The sequence below is a fragment of the Novosphingobium sp. PASSN1 genome (assembly GCF_002278815.1).
Map to the genome: position 1 here is coordinate 76,837 of NZ_NKIS01000010.1, position 16,769 is coordinate 93,605.

At 65.8% G+C, this 16,769-nt stretch carries 17 protein-coding genes; 4 read left to right on the forward strand and 13 right to left on the reverse strand.

Going from position 1 to position 16,769, the window contains the following annotated elements; all coding sequences use genetic code 11:
• Positions 1-138: 138 nt before the first annotated feature.
• Positions 139-324 carry a hypothetical protein gene (locus CFE35_RS16445; protein ID WP_292932150.1) on the forward strand — a complete coding sequence of 62 codons (186 nt, stop codon included), beginning with the start codon at positions 139-141 and terminating at the stop codon, positions 322-324.
• A gap of 3 nt (positions 325-327) precedes the next feature.
• On the opposite strand, the gene CFE35_RS16450 is transcribed toward CFE35_RS16445, so the two are convergent.
• From CFE35_RS16450 to CFE35_RS16505, 12 genes are all read right to left on the reverse strand, one after another.
• Entirely contained in the window at positions 328-1,215 is an 888-nt protein-coding gene (locus tag CFE35_RS16450; RefSeq protein ID WP_292932151.1) for a hypothetical protein, read from the reverse strand.
• A gap of 92 nt (positions 1,216-1,307) precedes the next feature.
• Positions 1,308-2,240, reverse strand: a complete 933-nt coding sequence (locus CFE35_RS16455) for an electron transfer flavoprotein subunit alpha/FixB family protein (RefSeq protein WP_292932153.1) — start codon at positions 2,238-2,240, stop codon at positions 1,308-1,310.
• Positions 2,240-2,986: an electron transfer flavoprotein subunit beta/FixA family protein gene (locus tag CFE35_RS16460; protein ID WP_292932155.1), complete on the reverse strand. Its 747-nt coding sequence runs from the start codon at positions 2,984-2,986 to the stop codon at positions 2,240-2,242. The genes CFE35_RS16455 and CFE35_RS16460 overlap by 1 nt, the downstream gene beginning before the upstream one ends.
• 112 nt (positions 2,987-3,098) lie before the next feature.
• Positions 3,099-5,120: an acetyl/propionyl/methylcrotonyl-CoA carboxylase subunit alpha gene (locus tag CFE35_RS16465; RefSeq protein WP_292932157.1), complete on the reverse strand. Its 2,022-nt coding sequence runs from the start codon at positions 5,118-5,120 to the stop codon at positions 3,099-3,101.
• 5 nt (positions 5,121-5,125) lie between these two features.
• Positions 5,126-7,264, reverse strand: coding sequence for a methylmalonyl-CoA mutase (scpA, locus tag CFE35_RS16470; protein WP_292932159.1), 2,139 nt, complete (start codon positions 7,262-7,264; stop codon positions 5,126-5,128).
• Between the two features lie 151 nt (positions 7,265-7,415).
• Positions 7,416-7,856: a methylmalonyl-CoA epimerase gene (gene mce / locus CFE35_RS16475; protein ID WP_292932160.1), complete on the reverse strand. Its 441-nt coding sequence runs from the start codon at positions 7,854-7,856 to the stop codon at positions 7,416-7,418.
• 2 nt (positions 7,857-7,858) lie between these two features.
• Positions 7,859-9,037, reverse strand: coding sequence for an acetyl-CoA C-acyltransferase family protein (locus tag CFE35_RS16480; protein ID WP_292932162.1), 1,179 nt, complete (start codon positions 9,035-9,037; stop codon positions 7,859-7,861).
• Between the two features lie 24 nt (positions 9,038-9,061).
• Positions 9,062-10,588 (reverse strand): acyl-CoA carboxylase subunit beta, encoded by a 1,527-nt coding sequence (locus CFE35_RS16485; protein ID WP_292932164.1) that lies wholly within the window; start codon positions 10,586-10,588, stop codon positions 9,062-9,064.
• An 85-nt stretch (positions 10,589-10,673) separates the two neighbouring features.
• On the reverse strand, positions 10,674-11,363 hold the full coding sequence (locus tag CFE35_RS16490) for an ATP12 family protein (RefSeq protein WP_292932166.1): 690 nt from the start codon (positions 11,361-11,363) through the stop codon (positions 10,674-10,676).
• A 48-nt stretch (positions 11,364-11,411) separates the two neighbouring features.
• Complete coding sequence (locus tag CFE35_RS16495; RefSeq protein WP_292932168.1) at positions 11,412-11,633, reverse strand: hypothetical protein; 222 nt, start codon at positions 11,631-11,633, stop codon at positions 11,412-11,414.
• Positions 11,630-12,289 carry an HAD-IA family hydrolase gene (locus tag CFE35_RS16500; RefSeq protein ID WP_292932169.1) on the reverse strand — a complete coding sequence of 220 codons (660 nt, stop codon included), beginning with the start codon at positions 12,287-12,289 and terminating at the stop codon, positions 11,630-11,632. Before CFE35_RS16500 ends, CFE35_RS16495 begins: the two co-directional genes overlap by 4 nt.
• Positions 12,283-12,876, reverse strand: coding sequence for an FMN-binding negative transcriptional regulator (locus CFE35_RS16505; RefSeq protein WP_292932171.1), 594 nt, complete (start codon positions 12,874-12,876; stop codon positions 12,283-12,285). Before CFE35_RS16505 ends, CFE35_RS16500 begins: the two co-directional genes overlap by 7 nt.
• Before the next feature lie 78 nt (positions 12,877-12,954).
• Here CFE35_RS16505 and CFE35_RS16510 point away from each other — a divergent pair, with 78 nt between their 5' ends.
• Positions 12,955-14,073: an MBL fold metallo-hydrolase gene (locus CFE35_RS16510; protein ID WP_292932173.1), complete on the forward strand. Its 1,119-nt coding sequence runs from the start codon at positions 12,955-12,957 to the stop codon at positions 14,071-14,073.
• A 146-nt stretch (positions 14,074-14,219) separates the two neighbouring features.
• Here CFE35_RS16510 and CFE35_RS16515 read toward each other — a convergent pair whose 3' ends face one another.
• Positions 14,220-15,314 carry a bifunctional transcriptional activator/DNA repair enzyme AdaA gene (locus CFE35_RS16515; RefSeq protein ID WP_292932175.1) on the reverse strand — a complete coding sequence of 365 codons (1,095 nt, stop codon included), beginning with the start codon at positions 15,312-15,314 and terminating at the stop codon, positions 14,220-14,222.
• A gap of 252 nt (positions 15,315-15,566) precedes the next feature.
• On the opposite strand from CFE35_RS16515, the gene CFE35_RS16520 reads away from it, so the two are divergent.
• Together CFE35_RS16520 and CFE35_RS16525 are read left to right on the forward strand one after the other, a co-directional pair.
• Positions 15,567-15,887, forward strand: a complete 321-nt coding sequence (locus CFE35_RS16520) for a UrcA family protein (protein WP_292932177.1) — start codon at positions 15,567-15,569, stop codon at positions 15,885-15,887.
• A 192-nt stretch (positions 15,888-16,079) separates the two neighbouring features.
• A complete protein-coding gene (locus tag CFE35_RS16525; RefSeq protein ID WP_292932179.1) occupies positions 16,080-16,748 on the forward strand; it encodes a PEP-CTERM sorting domain-containing protein in 669 nt (222 codons plus the stop codon).
• Positions 16,749-16,769: the final 21 nt, after the last annotated feature.

Sequence of the window (16,769 nt, forward strand, 5' to 3'; positions counted from 1 at the left end):
TCGGTCTGCTCAGGCACCAGCGTGAACAGATCGCCCAAAAGGCCGATGGCCGAGCCCTGAGCAATCAACCAGCTCAATGCTACCCGCAGCGAACTCAATTCGCTCCCCACATGGCGCGGGAAGGCCGGAGGCGAGGCGATGCTGCGGCACTTGCTTGGCGTGGCGCGCGGACGCGGCGATACGGGCGCGAGCCTTGAGACCGGGCGGACGGAAGCGTTTGCGCCAGCGGTCGCGCTCGACCGCAAATACGGCTTCGGGGAATGCTCGGCATTTGCCGACGATGTGGTCGACGATTTCAGCCAGTGCCTGACGCTGGCGCTCTAGGCGCTAGGGCGCCAGCCAGCGCACCGAATTGGTATAGTAGCTCGCCACAGGCTTACCCTCCCGGTCGAGCGCCGGAGAGAACCGCACGCGCTTCATCAGCAGATCACAGGTCAGCTTGGTGAATTCGGGCGAGTTAGTTGCCTGCTGGATAAAGCAGTGCGTGGGAACGCCGTCTGCCCCCACCATCATCCGGAAGCGGATGGCAGCGCTTGCCCCCATGAAGAGAGGACCGGACGGATAGTCTTCGGGTTTCAGCCACATGCTCGGCTTGGTCGTAGCAACGGCGCGTGCGCTTAGCGCTTCCTGCTGCGCCGGATCGAGGCCCCATTCCTTTACAAGATTCGTCATGCAAGTGCGCATGGCACCAAGCGGGGCCTTCATCGAACCGGTCTTGAGCGTGAGCCGCATCGTGCTTGTCGTGAAACGAACTTCGGTGATCGCAGCTTCCTGCTCCGGCGTTACCGTCCGCAATTCGTCAGACAGATCATCAGAAGTCCGCTTGTGCGTCCGGTTGAGGAGATCGCGCGGGCCGGCCATAATGATGGTGGTCTTGTCCGGCCCCAAAGTGCCCAGCAGCGCATAATGGAGCTGGGCCTTTGGCAGGCCCGGCCCGAATGTGGCCGTCAGCCCGGTTCTGCTGAGCGGGCTGCGGCCGAACCGCTTGCCGACCAGCGAGAGGTCCATCTCGCCACCCGGCTGGAACTGGTCGAGAACCAGCACAACCCGGTCGTCGTCCTTGCCAAATGCGCGCGCAAGACGGCAGGAATCTTCGGCGTAACTGAGCACCCACTTGTCCACCGGCTCAAGCACCGTCTCAGCCGCCTGCGAGGCTTGCGGCACCAGCGCCAGAGCGATGACCGAGACTACGCAGGGGCGGCGGATAATCTCCATACCAGAAACCTACCGAGAGGCCGCCAAACCGCCAAACAGAAAAGGCTCCACCGTGGTGGAGCCTTTCCCGTGTTTCCGTCCTGAAGCGAAGCTCAGAGCTTGCCGGTCAGCTCAGGCACCAGCGTGAACAGATCGCCGACGAGGCCGATGTCCGCGACCTGGAAGATCGGGGCGTCTTCGTCCTTGTTGATGGCGATGATGGTCTTGCTGTCCTTCATGCCCGCAAGGTGCTGGATCGCGCCCGAGATGCCGACCGCGATGTAGATTTCCGGGGCCACAATCTTGCCGGTCTGGCCGACCTGATAGTCGTTCGGCACATAGCCCGCATCGACCGCAGCGCGCGAAGCCCCGATGCCTGCGCCGAGCTTGTCGGCCAGCGGGGTGATCACGCTCTGGAAGGTCTCCGCATCCTTCAGCGCGCGGCCGCCCGAGACGATGATCTTCGCCGAGGTCAGTTCCGGGCGCTCGCTCTTGGCGATTTCCGAACCGATGAAGGTCGACGTGCCCGCGTCACCGGCAGCGGCGACGGCTTCCACCGCTGCCGAACCGCCGGTAGCTTCGGCCTTCGCGAAGGCCGTGCCGCGCACGGTGACGACGATCTTGGCGTCGCTCGATTCAACCGTGGCAATCGCGTTGCCCGCGTAGATCGGACGGGTGAAGGTCTTGGGGCCTTCGACCGAGAGAATGTCCGAAACCTGCATCACATCGAGCAGCGCGGCAACGCGCGGCGCGATGTTCTTGCCGGTGGTCGTGGCGGGCGCGACGAACGCATCGTAATCGGCCATCAGCCCGGCGACGAGCGGCGCGACGTTTTCGGCCAGCGCGTTGGCATAGGCAGCGTCATCGGCCTTGAGCACCTTGCTCACACCGGCGATCTGCGCAGCGGCAGCGGCGGCACCGTCGCAGCTCGAACCCGCGACGAGCGCGGTCACTTCACCGATCTGCGCGGCAGCGGTCACGACGGCGAGGGTGGCGTCCTTGACCGAGGCGTTGTCGTGTTCGACCCAAACGAGTGTCTTGGACATCAGGCGACTCCCATTTCCTTGAGCTTGGCAACCAGCGCATCGACATCGGGCACCTTGATGCCCGCGCTGCGCACCGGCGGTTCGGTGACCTTGAGGGTCTTGAGGCGCGGCGCGATATCGACGCCGTAGTCAGCCGGCGTCTTGCTCGCGAGCGGCTTGGACTTCGCCTTCATGATGTTGGGCAGCGATGCATAGCGCGGCTCGTTGAGGCGCAGGTCGGTGGTGACGATGGCGGGCAGCGCCAGCTTCACCGTTTCCAGACCGCCATCGATCTCGCGCTTCACGACCACGCTGTCACCTTCGACCGCGATTTCGTTGGCGAAAGTGCCCTGCGGACGGCCGAGCAGCGCAGCGACCATCTGGCCGACCTGGTTGGCGTCGTCGTCGATCGCCTGCTTGCCGGTGATGATCAGGCCCGGCTGTTCCTCGTCGGCAATCGCCTTGACGATCTTGGCAACCGCGAGCGGCTCGACCTCGTCTTCGCTGACCACGAGGATCGCGCGGTCCGCACCCATGGCGAGCGCGGTGCGCAGCGTTTCCTGCGCCTTGGCCGGGCCGACCGAAACCGCCACGATCTCGGTAACCACGCCCTTTTCCTTGAGGCGAATGGCTTCCTCGACCGCGATTTCGTCGAACGGGTTCATGCTCATTTTGACGTTGGCAAGGTCGACCCCCGTGCCATCCGCCTTCACGCGCGGCTTCACGTTGTAGTCGATCACCCGCTTCACGCAGACCAGGGCTTTCATCGTGTCAGGCCTTTCTCAAATCGATGGCGCGCGCATAAGTGGCGCTTACGTAAACGTCAACCTAGCCGCAGGGACTCATGCAGGAAAGTGAGCCTCTGCATCAGCCGGGCTTCTACTCCATTTCGAGGATGATCGCATCCACTGCAAGACTTTCGCCCTGCGCCGCGTTCACCGCCTTGACCTTGCCCGATTTCTCGGCGCGCAGGATGTTCTCCATCTTCATCGCCTCGACCACCGCCAGCGGCTGCCCGGCCTCCACCGTATCGCCAACGCCGACATGCAGCGCCACGAGCAGCCCTGGCATCGGGCAGACGAGGTACCTCGACATGTCCGGCGCGACCTTGGCGATCATGTGCTGCGTCAGCGGCGCGATTCGCGCGGGCAGCACGCGCACGTCATGGCTCGCGCCGCGCGTCGTCAGCCTGAAGCCGGCGGGGCGCGTGGCAACCTTCACCGTCAGCGGCTTGCCTCCCACTTCGGCCATGACAACGCGGTCGCCGGGGGTGTATTCCAGCTCCAGATCGACTTCCTCGCCGTCGACGGCAATCCCTTCCTCGTCGACCGTGACGGCAAAGTCGCTTTCGCCAATCCGCACTGCCCAGTCGGACGGCGGATCAAGCGTATCGCCGAGTTGGCCATCGACCTGCCGCGCCCGGTCAGACCGCGCCGTGGCGAGGAAGCCCGCCAGCGCCGCAAGCGAACGCTTGGTTTCCTCAGACGTCGCCGCGCCGTGGAAGCCGTCCGGGTATTCCTCGGCGATGAAGCCGGTGGTCAGTTCACCCGAACGGAAGCGCGGGTGCTGCATGATCGCCGAGACGAAATCGATGTTGTGGCCCAGCCCCTCGATCTCGAACGCATCGAGCGCTTCGATCTGGCGGTCCGCTGCCTCGTCGCGCGTCTCGCCCCAGGTCACCAGCTTGGCGATCATCGGGTCGTAGAACATCGAGACTTCGCCGCCTTCGTAGACGCCGTCGTCCACGCGCACGCCGCCCACGCCGCGACGACCATTGGCCTCGCCGTCGTCGGTCCAGCCTTCCACCGGCGGATCATAGCGCACCAGACGCCCGGTCGAGGGCAGGAAGCCGCGATAGGGGTCTTCGGCATAGACGCGGTTCTCGATGGCCCAGCCGTCGATGCCGATATCGTCCTGCGTGAAGGAGAGCTTCTCGCCAGCCGCCACGCGGATCATCTGCTCGACAAGGTCGATGCCGGTGATCGCTTCGGTAACCGGGTGCTCCACCTGCAGGCGGGTGTTCATTTCGAGGAAGTAGAAGCTCTCGCCGCTCGGGTCCGCGCCCGAAACGATCAGCTCCACCGTGCCCGCGGAATAATATCCGACCGCGCGGGAGAGCGCGACGCACTGCTCGCCCATCGCCTTGCGCATCTTGGGCGTCACGAACGGCGAGGGCGCCTCCTCCACCACCTTCTGGTGGCGGCGCTGGATCGAGCATTCGCGCTCGTTGAGGTAAAGAATGTTGCCGTGCTGGTCGCCGAGGATCTGGATCTCGATGTGGCGCGGGTTGAGGATGAACTTCTCGATGAACACGCGGTCGTCGCCGAACGAGTTCAGGCCCTCGCGCTTCACCGCCTCGAAGCCCTCGCGGACGTCCTTCTCGGAATAGGCGAGGCGCATCCCCTTGCCGCCGCCGCCGGCCGAAGCCTTCATCATCACCGGATAGCCGATCTCGTCCGAAATACGCACCGCGTGCTCGGTATCCTCGATCTCACCCACGAAACCGGGGACGACATTGACGCCCGCCGCCTTCGCCAGCTTCTTCGATTCGATCTTGTCGCCCATTGCGGCGATGGCGTTCACGGGCGGCCCGATGAACGCGATGCCGTTCTTGGCCAGCTCTTCCGCAAAGCTCGTGCGCTCCGAAAGGAAGCCATAGCCCGGATGCACCGCCTCGGCGCCCGTCTGCTTGCAGGCCGCGATGATCTTGTCCGCGATGAGATAGGACTGCGCGGCAGGCGAAGGCCCGATATGCACCGCCTCGTCGGCCATCTTCACAAACGGCGCGCGCGCATCGGCATCCGAATAGACCGCAACGGTCTGGATACCCATCCGGCGCGCGGTCTTGATAACGCGGCAGGCAATTTCGCCACGGTTGGCGATGAGGATTTTCTTGAACATTTCGCTTACTCCGCCGCCGCCAGTTCTTCGCCCGCAGGCGGCATGTTGTGTCCCAGCAGGCGCAGCATATCCGCCGCTGCCTCGACCACGTTGGTGCCAGGGCCATAGATGCCCTGCACCCCGGCCTCGCGCAGGAAGTCGTAGTCCTGCGGGGGGATCACCCCGCCCGCGACGACCTTGATATCGCTGCGGCCCGCTTCGCGGAGGTGGCGGATGAGTTCGGGGATCAGCGTCTTGTGGCCTGCCGCCAGCGACGACGCGCCGACCGCGTCGACCTCGTTCTCCAGGGCCAGTTTCGCGGCTTCCTCAGGCGTCTGGAACAACGGGCTGCTGACCACGTCGAAGCCCATGTCGCCAAAGGCAGAGGCGATCACGTTCGCGCCGCGGTCATGCCCGTCCTGGCCCATCTTGGAGACGAGCATCCGCGGCGCGCGGCCCAGACGGCGCGTCACGGCTTCCACGCCGTCGAGCACCTGCTGGTAGCGCGAATCGCCCGCGTAATAAGCGCTGTAGACGCCGCGCACCGGGGTCGGGTGCGTGCCGTGGCGGCCGAAGACGATTTCCATCGCATCCGAAATCTCGCCCAGCGTGGCGCGGTGGCGTGCGGCTTCCACTGCCAGTTCGAGCAGGTTGCCGCCGGTCTTCGCGCCTTCGGTGAGAGCGTTCAAAGCAGCGCGGCACTTCGTCTCGTCGCGGTTCTCGCGCACCCACTTCAGCCGCGCGATCTGCCCTTCGCGCACGGCCATGTTGTCGACTTCCAGCGTATCGAGCTGGTCCTCGCTGGCGAGGCGGTACTTGTTGACGCCGACGATCACGTCATCGCCCTTGTCCACCCGCGCCTGACGGCCCGCAGCGGCCTCCTCGATCATCGCCTTGGGCCAGCCCGCCGCCACGGCCTTCGCCATGCCGCCTTCGCTTTCCACGCGCTCGATGATCTCCCAGGCCTTGTCCACCAGTTCCTGCGTTAGCGCCTCAATGTAGTACGACCCGCCGAGCGGATCGACCACGTTGCACATGCCGGTCTCTTCCTGGATCACGATCTGCGTGTTGCGCGCGATGCGCGCGGAAAAGTCGGTCGGCAGCGCGATGGCTTCATCGAGCGCATTGGTGTGGAGCGACTGCGTGCCGCCCAGCATCGCGGCCATCGCCTCGATCGTGGTGCGGATCACGTTGTTGTAGGGATCCTGCTCCTGCAAGCTCACGCCCGAGGTCTGGCAATGCGTGCGCAGCATCTTGCTCCGCTCATCCTGCGCGCCCAGCTGCGTCATCACCCGGTGCCATAGCACACGCGCGGCGCGCAGCTTGGCCACTTCCATGAAGAAATTCATGCCGATGGCGAAGAAGAAGCTGAGCCGCCCGGCAAACTTGTCGATATCGAGGCCCGAGGCCACGCCGTACTTCACGTATTCCATGCCGTCGGCGATGGTGAAGGCCAGCTCCTGCACCTGCGTCGCACCAGCTTCCTGCATGTGATAGCCGGAAATCGAGATCGAATTGAACTTGGGCATCTCGCGGCTGGTGTAGCCGAAGATGTCCGAGATGATCCGCATCGAAGGCTCGGGCGGGTAGATATAGGTGTTCCGGACCATGAACTCCTTGAGGATGTCGTTCTGGATGGTCCCGTCGAGCGCGGCGCGCGGCACGCCCTGCTCCTCGCCTGCCACGATGAAGAACGCGAGGATCGGGATCACCGCGCCGTTCATGGTCATCGAAACGGACATCTGATCGAGCGGAATCCCGTCGAACAGGATCTTCATATCCTCGACCGAGTCGATGGCCACGCCCGCCTTGCCGACATCGCCGACCACGCGCGGATGGTCGCTGTCATAGCCCCGGTGCGTCGCCAGATCGAACGCGACCGACAAGCCCTTCTGCCCCGCCGCCAGATTGCGGCGATAGAACGCGTTCGATTCCTCGGCGGTGGAGAAGCCCGCATATTGCCGGATCGTCCACGGACGCCCTGCATACATCGAAGCGCGCACCCCGCGCGTGAACGGCGCAAAGCCGGGCAGGCCCGGATCGACGGGCGCATCTTCCGCAGTGTAGAGCGGCTTCACGGCAATGCCTTCCGGCGTCTGCCAGGTGAGGTCCTTGCCCTTCACTTCCTTCGAGGCGGCCTTCTGCCAGTCTTCGATATTTGCCATGCTTCACCTCTTTGCCCTCTCCCCTTGAGGGGAGAGGATACGAAGGCTTGGCGCGAATGCGCCTAGCCGAAGTTGGAGAGGGGCCTCGACGCTCGCTGTGCGCACTCCCCCCTCCCAAACCCTCCCCCCTGAAGGGGAGAGGGCTTCTAGCTCAGTGCCCGCCTTTCGGCGTCTCCATGATCTCGGTCAGCACGCCGCCCATGTCCTTGGGGTGCACGAAGAAGATCAGCGTCCCGTGCGCGCCGATGCGCGGTTCGCCCAGCACGCGCTTGCCCAGCGCCTCGAACGCCGCCTTGGCCGCGTGAATATCGGGCACTTCATAGCACATGTGGTGCTGCCCGCCCGCCGGATTCTTGGCGAGAAAAGCGGCGATCCCGGCATTGCCCGGCAGCGGCTCGATCAACTCGATCTGCGTGCCATTGAGCGCCCCGTCCGCGCCGGGCGTGTCAACGAAGCACACCTTCACGCCCTGCTCGGGCAGCTCGAACGGCTCGTGGATCTTCGTCGCGCCCATCACATCGCGCCAGAACACGATGCTGTCCGCAATCGAAGGCGTCGCTACGCCGATATGGTTCAGCCTGCCCAGCTTCATGATCAAACCCTCTCGATCACCATGGCGATGCCCTGACCGCCGCCGATGCACATCGTGATGAGGCCATACTGGCCCCCGGTGCGCTGCAGCTCGTAAGCCGCCTTGATCGTCAGGATTGCGCCGGTCGCGCCAATCGGATGGCCGAGCGAGATGCCCGAACCGTTGACGTTGGTCTTGGCGGGATCGAAGCCCAGCTCCTTGGCGACGCCGCAAGCCTGCGCCGCGAAGGCCTCGTTGCTCTCGATCACGTCGATCTGGTCGAGCGTCAGCCCCGCACGCTTCAGCGCCACCGGCACGGCCTTCACCGGGCCGAGACCCATCACGCTAGGCTCCACGCCCGCATGGCCCCACGCCAGGATCTTGGCGATCGGCTTCAAGCCATGCTCGGCCACCGCTTCGCCGCTCGCCAGCACAACCGCGCCCGCGCCGTCGTTGATGCCGCTGGCATTGCCGGCAGTGACGGTGCCGTCCTTCTTGAACACAGGACGCAGCCCCGCCATCCCCTCAAGGCTGGCATCGGCGCGGAAATGCTCGTCGGTGTCGAACACGGTCGTGCCCTTGCGTGTCTTGATCTCGACCGGGACGATCTGCTCCTTGAAGTAGCCCGCAGCCGTCGCGGCAGCGGCGCGGCGGTGGCTTTCGACCGCCAGCGCGTCCTGCGCCTCACGCGTGATCTGGTGCTGCTCGGCGATGTTCTCCGCCGTCACGCCCATATGGATGTTCTCGAACGGATCGTGCAGCGCGCCGAGCATGACGTCCATCATGATCTGATCGCCCATCTTCTGCCCGTTGCGCGCCGTCAGCACCATATGCGGCGCGTTCGACATGACCTCGCAGCCGCCGCCGATGGCAATCTGCTGCTCGCCCAGCGCAATGCCCTGCGCCGCCGAGACAATCGCCTGCAGGCCCGAGCCGCACAGCCGGTTCACGTTCATCGCCGGGCTCTCAATGGGAACGCCAGCGTTCACCGCCGCGACGCGGCTGACATAGGCGTCCTTCGGCTGCGTCGGCACAACGGTGCCGATCACCACGTTCTCGATGGCGTCAGGCGTAAGACCCGCGCGGGCAATCGCCTCCTTGATCACGATGGTGCCCAGATCCGCCGGACGGAACGAGGCAAGGCTGCCGCCAAACGTGCCGATGGCCGTGCGCGCGCCGGAAACGATGAAGATGTCAGTCATGCGAATTGTCCTTCAAGCCGCCGCTCAGAGCGGAATATTGTCGTGCTTCTTCCAAGGGTTCTCGAGGCTCTTGTTCCGCAGTTTCCGCAGACCGAGCGCGATGCGCCGCCGCGTCGAGTGCGGGTGGATCACCTCGTCGATGAAGCCCTTGCTCGCCGCCACGAACGGGTTGGCGAAGCGGTCTTCGTATTCCTTGGTCTTCTGCGCCTGCTCTTCGGTGGAAAGCCCGCGGAAGATGATTTCCACCGCGCCCTTCGCGCCCATCACCGCGATTTCGGCGGTCGGCCAGGCGTAGTTCAAATCGCCGCGCAGATGCTTGGACGCCATCACGTCATAGGCGCCGCCATAGGCCTTGCGCGTGATAACGGTGATCTTGGGCACGGTCGCTTCGGCATAAGCGAACAGCAGCTTCGCGCCGTGCTTGATGATGCCGTTATGCTCCTGCGCCACGCCGGGCAGGAAGCCGGGGACATCGACGAAGGTGACGATGGGGATGCTGAACGCATCGCAGAAGCGCACGAAACGCCCGGCCTTTTTCGACGAATTGATGTCGAGGCAGCCGGCCAGCACCATCGGCTGGTTGGCGACGATGCCGACGGTATGGCCCTCGATACGGGCGAAACCGATGATGATGTTGCCGGCATGGCCGGGCTGCAATTCGAAGAATTCGCCTTCGTCGGCGACCTTTCGGATCAGCTCGTGCATGTCATAGGGCTTGTTGGCCGAAGGCGGCACCAGCGTGTCGAGGCTCATCTCGATACGGCCGGGATCATCGGCGCTGGGGCGATATGGCGCGCCGTCGCGGTTGTTGAGCGGCAGGAAGTCGAAGAACAGCCGCGTGCGCAGCAGCGCATCGACATCATCCTCCATCGCCACATCGGCAACGCCTGACTTGGTGGTGTGGGTGATGGCGCCGCCCAGTTCCTCCTGGGTCACCAACTCGTTGGTCACCGTCTTCACCACATCGGGGCCGGTGACGAACATGTAGGACGAATCCTTCACCATGAAGATGAAGTCGGTCATCGCCGGCGAATAGACGGCACCGCCGGCGCAAGGGCCCATGATGAGGCTGATCTGCGGGACGACTCCCGAGGCCAGCACGTTGCGCTGGAACACTTCGGCATAGCCGCCGAGCGAGGCGACGCCCTCCTGGATGCGGGCGCCGCCCGAATCGTTGAGGCCGATGACCGGCGCGCCGACCTTCATCGCCATATCCATGATCTTGCAGATCTTCTGGGCGTGGCGTTCCGACAGCGACCCGCCGAAGACGGTGAAATCCTGGGAGAACACGAAGACCAGCCGGCCGTTGATCGTGCCCGAACCGGTGACGACGCCATCGCCCGGAATCTTCTGTTCGGCCATGCCGAAATCGACGCAATTGTGCTCGACATACATGTCGAGCTCCTCGAACGAACCGGGATCGAGCAAGATGTCGAGCCGCTCGCGCGCCGTCAGCCGGCCCTTGGCGTGCTGGGCGGCGATGCGCTTCTCGCCACCGCCGGCACGGGCGGCGTCACGGCGGCGTTCCAGTTCTTCGAGCGTCTTCAGCATGGTCGTCCCCGGATTTGTCGATTCGTGCTTAGCAGCGACGGCGAAGAGGTAAAGACCGAACTCCCTCCCCGCAGGGGGGAGGGAGTCACAGGAGTTGCAAAAACGTCGCCGCCGTCGCCAGATCGCGCTGCCGCTCGGCATGGCCAGCCTCGGCCAGCGGGTCCTTGCCCCATTGTTCGGCCTGCCACAGCTCGTCGAGATGGCTGACCGTCCAGGCCGTGGCGGCATCGAGCGCGCCTTCGGCCAGCGCCAGGCCCAGGATGGCCGAGCCGGTGATGGTGACGATGGGGTTGAGCGCCGCCAGCCGGAAGGCATCGAGCGCGCGATAGGCAGCGGTGATGCGCGCCAGCGTCGCCGGCGGTTGCGGCTGGTGCATGATGCCGGTGACGAGGGTAAAATCGACATCGTACCGCGACCGCGCCCAGGCCAGCCAGGGGTCCCATTCCGCCTGCTGGCGCGCCACCAGCGCCGGTGGGTAATCGGCGCGATAGGCGAGCAGCTCGCTTTCGGCATAGCGGGCGAGGCCGGTCGCAAAGCTGTCAGGGTCAGCCGCGACGCGTTCGACCGCGGCATTGGCGAGGCCGGTGAGCGGCATGGTGCGCGGGTCGATGCTGTCGGTCTGCGCATTCCATTCGCCGGCGATAGCCTCGGCCAGCGTGCGGGTCGGCAGGTCGAGCGCCAGCCGGCCGGGGGTGCGCAGCGGGCGTCCGTCGAGGGTGATGCCGATCGGCGCGGCGGTGCCGGCGACGGCGGCGGCAGTGTAGAAGCGTTTCATCGCCCACCTCTCCCCGCCGGGGAGAGGTGGCGGGGGCGATCTCGACCCTCATCGTTCCGGCCGCGTCGTCAGGCCGAGATGCTTCGGCCGGACGAACAGGCTAGCGGCGCCGACGATCAGCAGCAGCACGCTGACAACCGTCGCGCCGCCGGCTTCCTTGGCCAGGAACACCCCGCCGAACAGCGCAGCAAGGCCACAGAGCTTCAACCCGAAATAGCCGAGGAAACGGTTGCGCGCCGTGCGCGGCGTCAGGATGGGCGGTTCGGTCATGCGGCCTCCAGCCGGGCGATCAGCGTGGCGAAATCGCTGACCACGGTTTCGGCGCCGGCCTCGCGCAATTCGTCGGGTTCATGATAGCCCCAGTCGACGCCGATGGCGCGCACGCCGGCATTCACGCCCATGCCCATGTCGAACACCGTGTCGCCGATAATGACGGTGGCGCCGGCCTCGGCCCCAGCCTCGGCCATCGCGGCGCGCAGCATCGCGGGGTGGGGTTTCGACGGGTGGCGGTCGGCGGTCTGCAGCGTGACGAAATGATCGGTCAGGCCATGGTGCGCCAGCGCCAGCGCCAGCCCGCGATCGGACTTGCCGGTGGCGACACCGAGCAGCCAGCCCTGCGCCTCCAGCTGCGCCAGCCCGGCGGCGACGCCCGGATACAGCGGTTCGGGATCGAGGCTGCGATCGGCGCGCAGGCGCTGGAAGGCGGTCTTGTAATCCTGGGCGAGGCTCTGTTGCAGGGCCAGTTCGGCATCCGGCAGCAGCACCTGCACGGCTTCGAGCAGGCTGAGGCCGACGATACGGCGGGTGGCATGCTCCGGCGGCGGCACCAGGCCGTGGCGGGTGAAGCTGTCGGCCATGGCGCGCAGGATGTTGACCTGGCTGTCGATCAGCGTGCCGTCGCAATCAAAGACCGCCAGCCTTACCATCCGCGTGTCCTTCTGATTGCTGCAGCGCCCGCCGCGTCGCCGCGCTGTTCCAGCGCCGCCACCACGCCACGGGCGTCGGCCTCGCTGCGGTTCTGGCTGTGCTTGTCGGTGGTGCGGATGACGTCCGGCATCAGTTCGAAGCCGGTGATCGCCCGCATCATCGCGTCGCGGCGTGCGGGGTCCATCTTGGCCATGGTCCAGTCCTCGCCGACGCGCGGCTCGAACGTTGCCGACGACAGCTCGAGCAGGGCGTGCAGCCCGTCCCAGTCCAGCGCCGTCACCGCGCCCTCCACCTCGACCACGCCGTAATTCCAGGTCGGCACATTGCTGGCCGGCGCCGCATACCAATTGGGGCTGATGTAGCTGCCCGGCCCGCCGATGCTGGCGAGCACCCGGCCGCCATGGCAATGATCGTGCAGGGCGTTGCCGCGCGCCAGATGGAAGCGCAGCCGGCCATCGACCAGCAGCAGCGGCGCATGGGCAACGCGCAGGCCGTCCGCCGTCATGGCGAACAGATGCGCAAAGCCGTGCGCGGCGACAAAGGCCAGCGGATCATCCGCGAGGCGAAAGGCGGCATTGGGATGCATGCTGCCCGCCTATCCCTTGAAGCAGGGCAATCGGCAAGGGGAGTCGACGCGTCTCGTCGTGGCACCTAAGGTCGCGGCATGTCCGATGTCTCGATGATCGCGGCGGAACCCGCGCCCCACCGGCCCGGCCGCATCCCGGCCAGCCCGGCGGAACCGCGCGGGCCGGAGGATCTGCGCGGACTGCATTATCCCTTCGGCCGCTGGGTGCCCGAAAGCGGCACGATGTTCGAAGTGGCGCCGGGCGTGCACTGGACGCGGATGCCGCTGCCCTTCGGCCTCGATCACATCAACCTCTGGGTGCTCGATGGCGGCGATGGCTGGACCATCGTCGATACCGGCGTTGCCATGGGTGCCAGCAAAAAGGCCTGGGAAAGCCTGTTTGCGGGGCCAATGGCGGGCAAGCCGGTGACGCGGCTGATCGTCACTCATTACCATCCCGATCACCTCGGCCTCGCCGGCTGGCTGTGCCAGCGCTGGGGCGTCGCGCTCGAAATCGCCCGCACCGAATATCTGCTGGCGCGCACGCTGATGCTGGATGTCCGCGATGCTCCGCCGCCGGAAGCCGTCGACTTCTCGATCCGCGCCGGCTGGCCCAACGAAGCCGTCGACATGATGCGCGCCAAGCCCTGGGGCAGTTTCCACAAGATCATGAGCCCGCTGCCCGCTGGTTTCCGCCGCATCAAGGATGGCGATGTGCTGCGTATCGGCGCGCGGCGCTGGCGCGTTGTCACCGGCCGTGGCCATGCGCCGGAACACAGCTGCCTCGTTTCCGATGACGGCCTGATGATCTCCGGCGACCAGGTGCTGCCGCGCATCACCTCCAACGTCTCGGTCTATCCCAGCGAACCCTTTGCCGATCCGCTGGGCGACTGGCTGGAATCGATCGAGACACTGCGCGCCATCCCCGGCGATGTGCTGGTGCTGCCGGCGCACAATGAACCCTTCACCGGCCTGCACACCCGGCTGGACCAGCTGCGCGACGACCATCACGACAAGCTCGACAAGCTGCTGGCCTTCTGCGTCGTGCCGCGCACCGCCTTTGAAAGCTTCGCCACCCTGTTCCGCAAGCCGGTCGGCGAGGGCGATTATGGCATCGCCACGGGCGAAGCGGTCGCGCATCTGCACTGGCTGGAAGAGCGTGGCAAGCTGCGCCGGCTATCAGATGCGGCCGGGGTGGCACGGTTCGTGGCGGTTTAGCGCCCAGGAAAAATAGCCTCCGGCGGCTGGGGTCGAAGACCCCAGACCCCATTCGATTTTCGCCCATCAGGCCGGAATGGCGTGTTTACGACCGCATCGATGAATGGGGTCTGGGGTCTTCGACCCCAGCCGCCGGAGGCTCCTTTTCAAACCTGCCCCGCCCCCTCATGCGCCAGCAGCCAGCGCTTGCGCTCCACCCCGCCGGCATAGCCGGTCAGCGCGCCCGACGCGCCGATGACGCGGTGGCAGGGGACGACGATGCCGACGGGGTTGCTGCCGTTGGCGAGGCCGACGGCGCGGGCGGCGCCGGGCTTGCCGATGGCGGCGGCGAGGGCGCCATAGCCCTGGGTGGCGCCGGCCGGGATGCGGCGCAGCGCGGCCCAGACGCTGCGCTGGAAGGCGGTGCCGCCAGTGGCGACGGGGATGTTGTCGAGCGCTGACAGGTCGCCGGCGAAATAGGCGGTGAGTGCGGCGGTGATGGCGACGGGGGCGTCACCCGGCACCAGGGTGAACTGGCCATAATGGCGAGCGAGCAGCCGGTGCATGCGCTCCTCATAATCGCTGAAGTCGAGGGCACGGAGGTGGCCTTCGCCATCGGTGACGAGCAGCAGCTCGGCCATGGGAGCAGGGTAGCGGGAAAGGGTCAGGTGCATGGCACTGGCTCCGATTTGGCGCTTGCGGCGCGCGGCGGGGGTTTCGCCATGAACGGCGGCGAAGACTTCGTTGAAGCGGCGGACACTGCCGAAGCCGGCGGCCAGTGCCACTTCGGCCATCGGCAGGGTCGTCTCGTCGATCAGCCGCACCGCCACCGCCAGCCGCTTGGCCTGGGCAACGGCGACCGGCGAGACGCCGAGATCACGGGCGAACAGGCGCCGCACCTGGCGGGCGCCGAGGCCGAGGCGATCGCCCAGCGCCTCCACCGGCACCGGCGCGTCGGTGGCATCGAGGGCGCCGGCATCGATCAGCTTCAGCGCGCGGGCGACGCTGGCGGCGCTGCCGATCCAGGCCGGCGAACCGGGGGCGGTTTCGGGGCGGCAACGCTTGCAGGCGCGAAAGCCGGCGGCGGCTGCCGCGGCGGCGCTGGCGTGGAAGGTGCAATTCTCGAATTTCGGCGTCCGCGCCGGGCAGACCGGCCGGCAGAAGATGCCGGTGGAGGTGACGCCGATGAAAAACACCCCGTCGAAGGCGCGGTCACGGTGCAGCATGGCGGCGTGGCAGGTCTGGGGATCGGGCAGCGTCATGCCCGGGATATAGCGCCGAAAGGGCGGGGAGTCTGGCGGTTTTCGGACCTCGCCATCGGTTGTGTTTCGGCTTCGTGACGCTTGTGTTACGTACAAAAGACAATTTTGTGACGCTTATGTGACAAAACGCTTGCAATGGCTGCCGATACACAGCAATCTGTGGGTCATGGTTCGCAAGAGCCGATAGCCGGGTTTAGCAGCAAACCGGATGAAAGGACGCTGTATCGTATCTTGAATGTCAGGAGATTGTTTGTGATCAAGAAGTTCCTCTCGCCCATTGTCGCAGTCGCGGCGCTGGTATCGGCAGTTCCCGTTGTCGCGGCATCGCCGCTTGATGTGGGTGTTGTCAGCATCAATTACACCAATATGGACCTTTCCACTGCCGCCGGCCGCGCGCAACTGGAAGCCAGGGTCAATATTGCCGTACGTCGCGCTTGCGGTGACGCCCAAATTGGTGATCGGGATGAACAGGCGGAAATCGCTGCGTGCCGCGCCCAGGCACGTGCCGCGGTGGAACCGCAGATCACGGCGGTCGTCGCCCGCGCCAGCAACGCTGTCGCTTTGGCCCGCTGACATCGTAACGAGGCTGCCGACGGGCAGCACCAGACAGGGCCGCGCCGGGACCACCGGCGCGGCCCTTTTTGCGCTCACGCCAGCACGACCTAATTTTAACGTAATTGTCATTCATCTGGCCATTGTTGTCGCCTGCGGACCGGCTTAGCCTTGAGCAGCGCCGGGGCAGGGCGCATGACAGGGGGCTCCAAGATGATGCGTGCGATGATTCCGGCCATGGCCTTGTTGGCGGCGACGCCGGCGCTGTCGGCGCAATTGGCCGTCAGCCGCTACGACATGCGCAATGGCGGCGGGCAGAGCACCGGCGGCAGTTCCAACTATTGGGATCGCAATTACAACGGCGCCGGCTGCAGCATTTGCGACTATGCCGCGCTCAGTGGCGGTGTCGGCGATCTGACCGATGGTGTCGCCGCCGCCGCCATCTGGTTTCCGGTAGAGGACGGCAATGGCTATGGCCCCTATGTCGGCTGGTGGGATTTTTACGCGCCCAGCCCCATCGTCAATTTCGTCTTCGCTGGCGGCGTCACCGTCGACGGCATCGCCATCCATCTCGACAATTCGAACTTCGGTGGCGTCATCGCGCCGACGGACATCAAGGTCGATGGCCAATCCTACAGCTTCACGGCACCCACGCTCGGCACCGCCGGCTGGGTGACGCTGACCGGCCTCAATCTCACCGGCAGCCAGCACAGCATCCAGTTCGTCCAGGCACCGAACACCTATACCTTTGTCAGCGAAGTGCAGTTCAACGGCAGCCTGGTGCCGGAGCCCGGGCAATGGGCCCTGTTCGGCCTCGGCTTTGCCGCGCTGGGTGGTGCCCTGCGACGGCGGCGCGCGGTGCTGATGCATTCCGCCGCTTGACGGCGGCGCGTTCGCCCGCTT

What these genes read in the sequence shown, in the direction of transcription:
- CFE35_RS16490 (WP_292932166.1), bottom strand. Translation starts at nt 11,363, where the DNA reads ATGAAACGCTTCTACACTGCCGCCGCCGTCGCCGGCACCGCCGCGCCG.
- CFE35_RS16505 (WP_292932171.1), bottom strand. Translation starts at nt 12,876, where the DNA reads ATGCATCCCAATGCCGCCTTTCGCCTCGCGGATGATCCGCTGGCCTTT.
- scpA (WP_292932159.1), bottom strand. Translation starts at nt 7,264, where the DNA reads ATGGCAAATATCGAAGACTGGCAGAAGGCCGCCTCGAAGGAAGTGAAG.
- CFE35_RS16445 (WP_292932150.1), top strand. Translation starts at nt 139, where the DNA reads ATGCTGCGGCACTTGCTTGGCGTGGCGCGCGGACGCGGCGATACGGGC.
- CFE35_RS16465 (WP_292932157.1), bottom strand. Translation starts at nt 5,120, where the DNA reads ATGTTCAAGAAAATCCTCATCGCCAACCGTGGCGAAATTGCCTGCCGC.
- CFE35_RS16525 (WP_292932179.1), top strand. Translation starts at nt 16,080, where the DNA reads ATGATGCGTGCGATGATTCCGGCCATGGCCTTGTTGGCGGCGACGCCG.
- CFE35_RS16485 (WP_292932164.1), bottom strand. Translation starts at nt 10,588, where the DNA reads ATGCTGAAGACGCTCGAAGAACTGGAACGCCGCCGTGACGCCGCCCGT.
- CFE35_RS16460 (WP_292932155.1), bottom strand. Translation starts at nt 2,986, where the DNA reads ATGAAAGCCCTGGTCTGCGTGAAGCGGGTGATCGACTACAACGTGAAG.
- mce (WP_292932160.1), bottom strand. Translation starts at nt 7,856, where the DNA reads ATGAAGCTGGGCAGGCTGAACCATATCGGCGTAGCGACGCCTTCGATT.
- CFE35_RS16500 (WP_292932169.1), bottom strand. Translation starts at nt 12,289, where the DNA reads ATGGTAAGGCTGGCGGTCTTTGATTGCGACGGCACGCTGATCGACAGC.
- CFE35_RS16450 (WP_292932151.1), bottom strand. Translation starts at nt 1,215, where the DNA reads ATGGAGATTATCCGCCGCCCCTGCGTAGTCTCGGTCATCGCTCTGGCG.
- CFE35_RS16455 (WP_292932153.1), bottom strand. Translation starts at nt 2,240, where the DNA reads ATGTCCAAGACACTCGTTTGGGTCGAACACGACAACGCCTCGGTCAAG.
- CFE35_RS16515 (WP_292932175.1), bottom strand. Translation starts at nt 15,314, where the DNA reads ATGACGCTGCCCGATCCCCAGACCTGCCACGCCGCCATGCTGCACCGT.
- CFE35_RS16495 (WP_292932168.1), bottom strand. Translation starts at nt 11,633, where the DNA reads ATGACCGAACCGCCCATCCTGACGCCGCGCACGGCGCGCAACCGTTTC.
- CFE35_RS16480 (WP_292932162.1), bottom strand. Translation starts at nt 9,037, where the DNA reads ATGACTGACATCTTCATCGTTTCCGGCGCGCGCACGGCCATCGGCACG.
- CFE35_RS16510 (WP_292932173.1), top strand. Translation starts at nt 12,955, where the DNA reads ATGTCCGATGTCTCGATGATCGCGGCGGAACCCGCGCCCCACCGGCCC.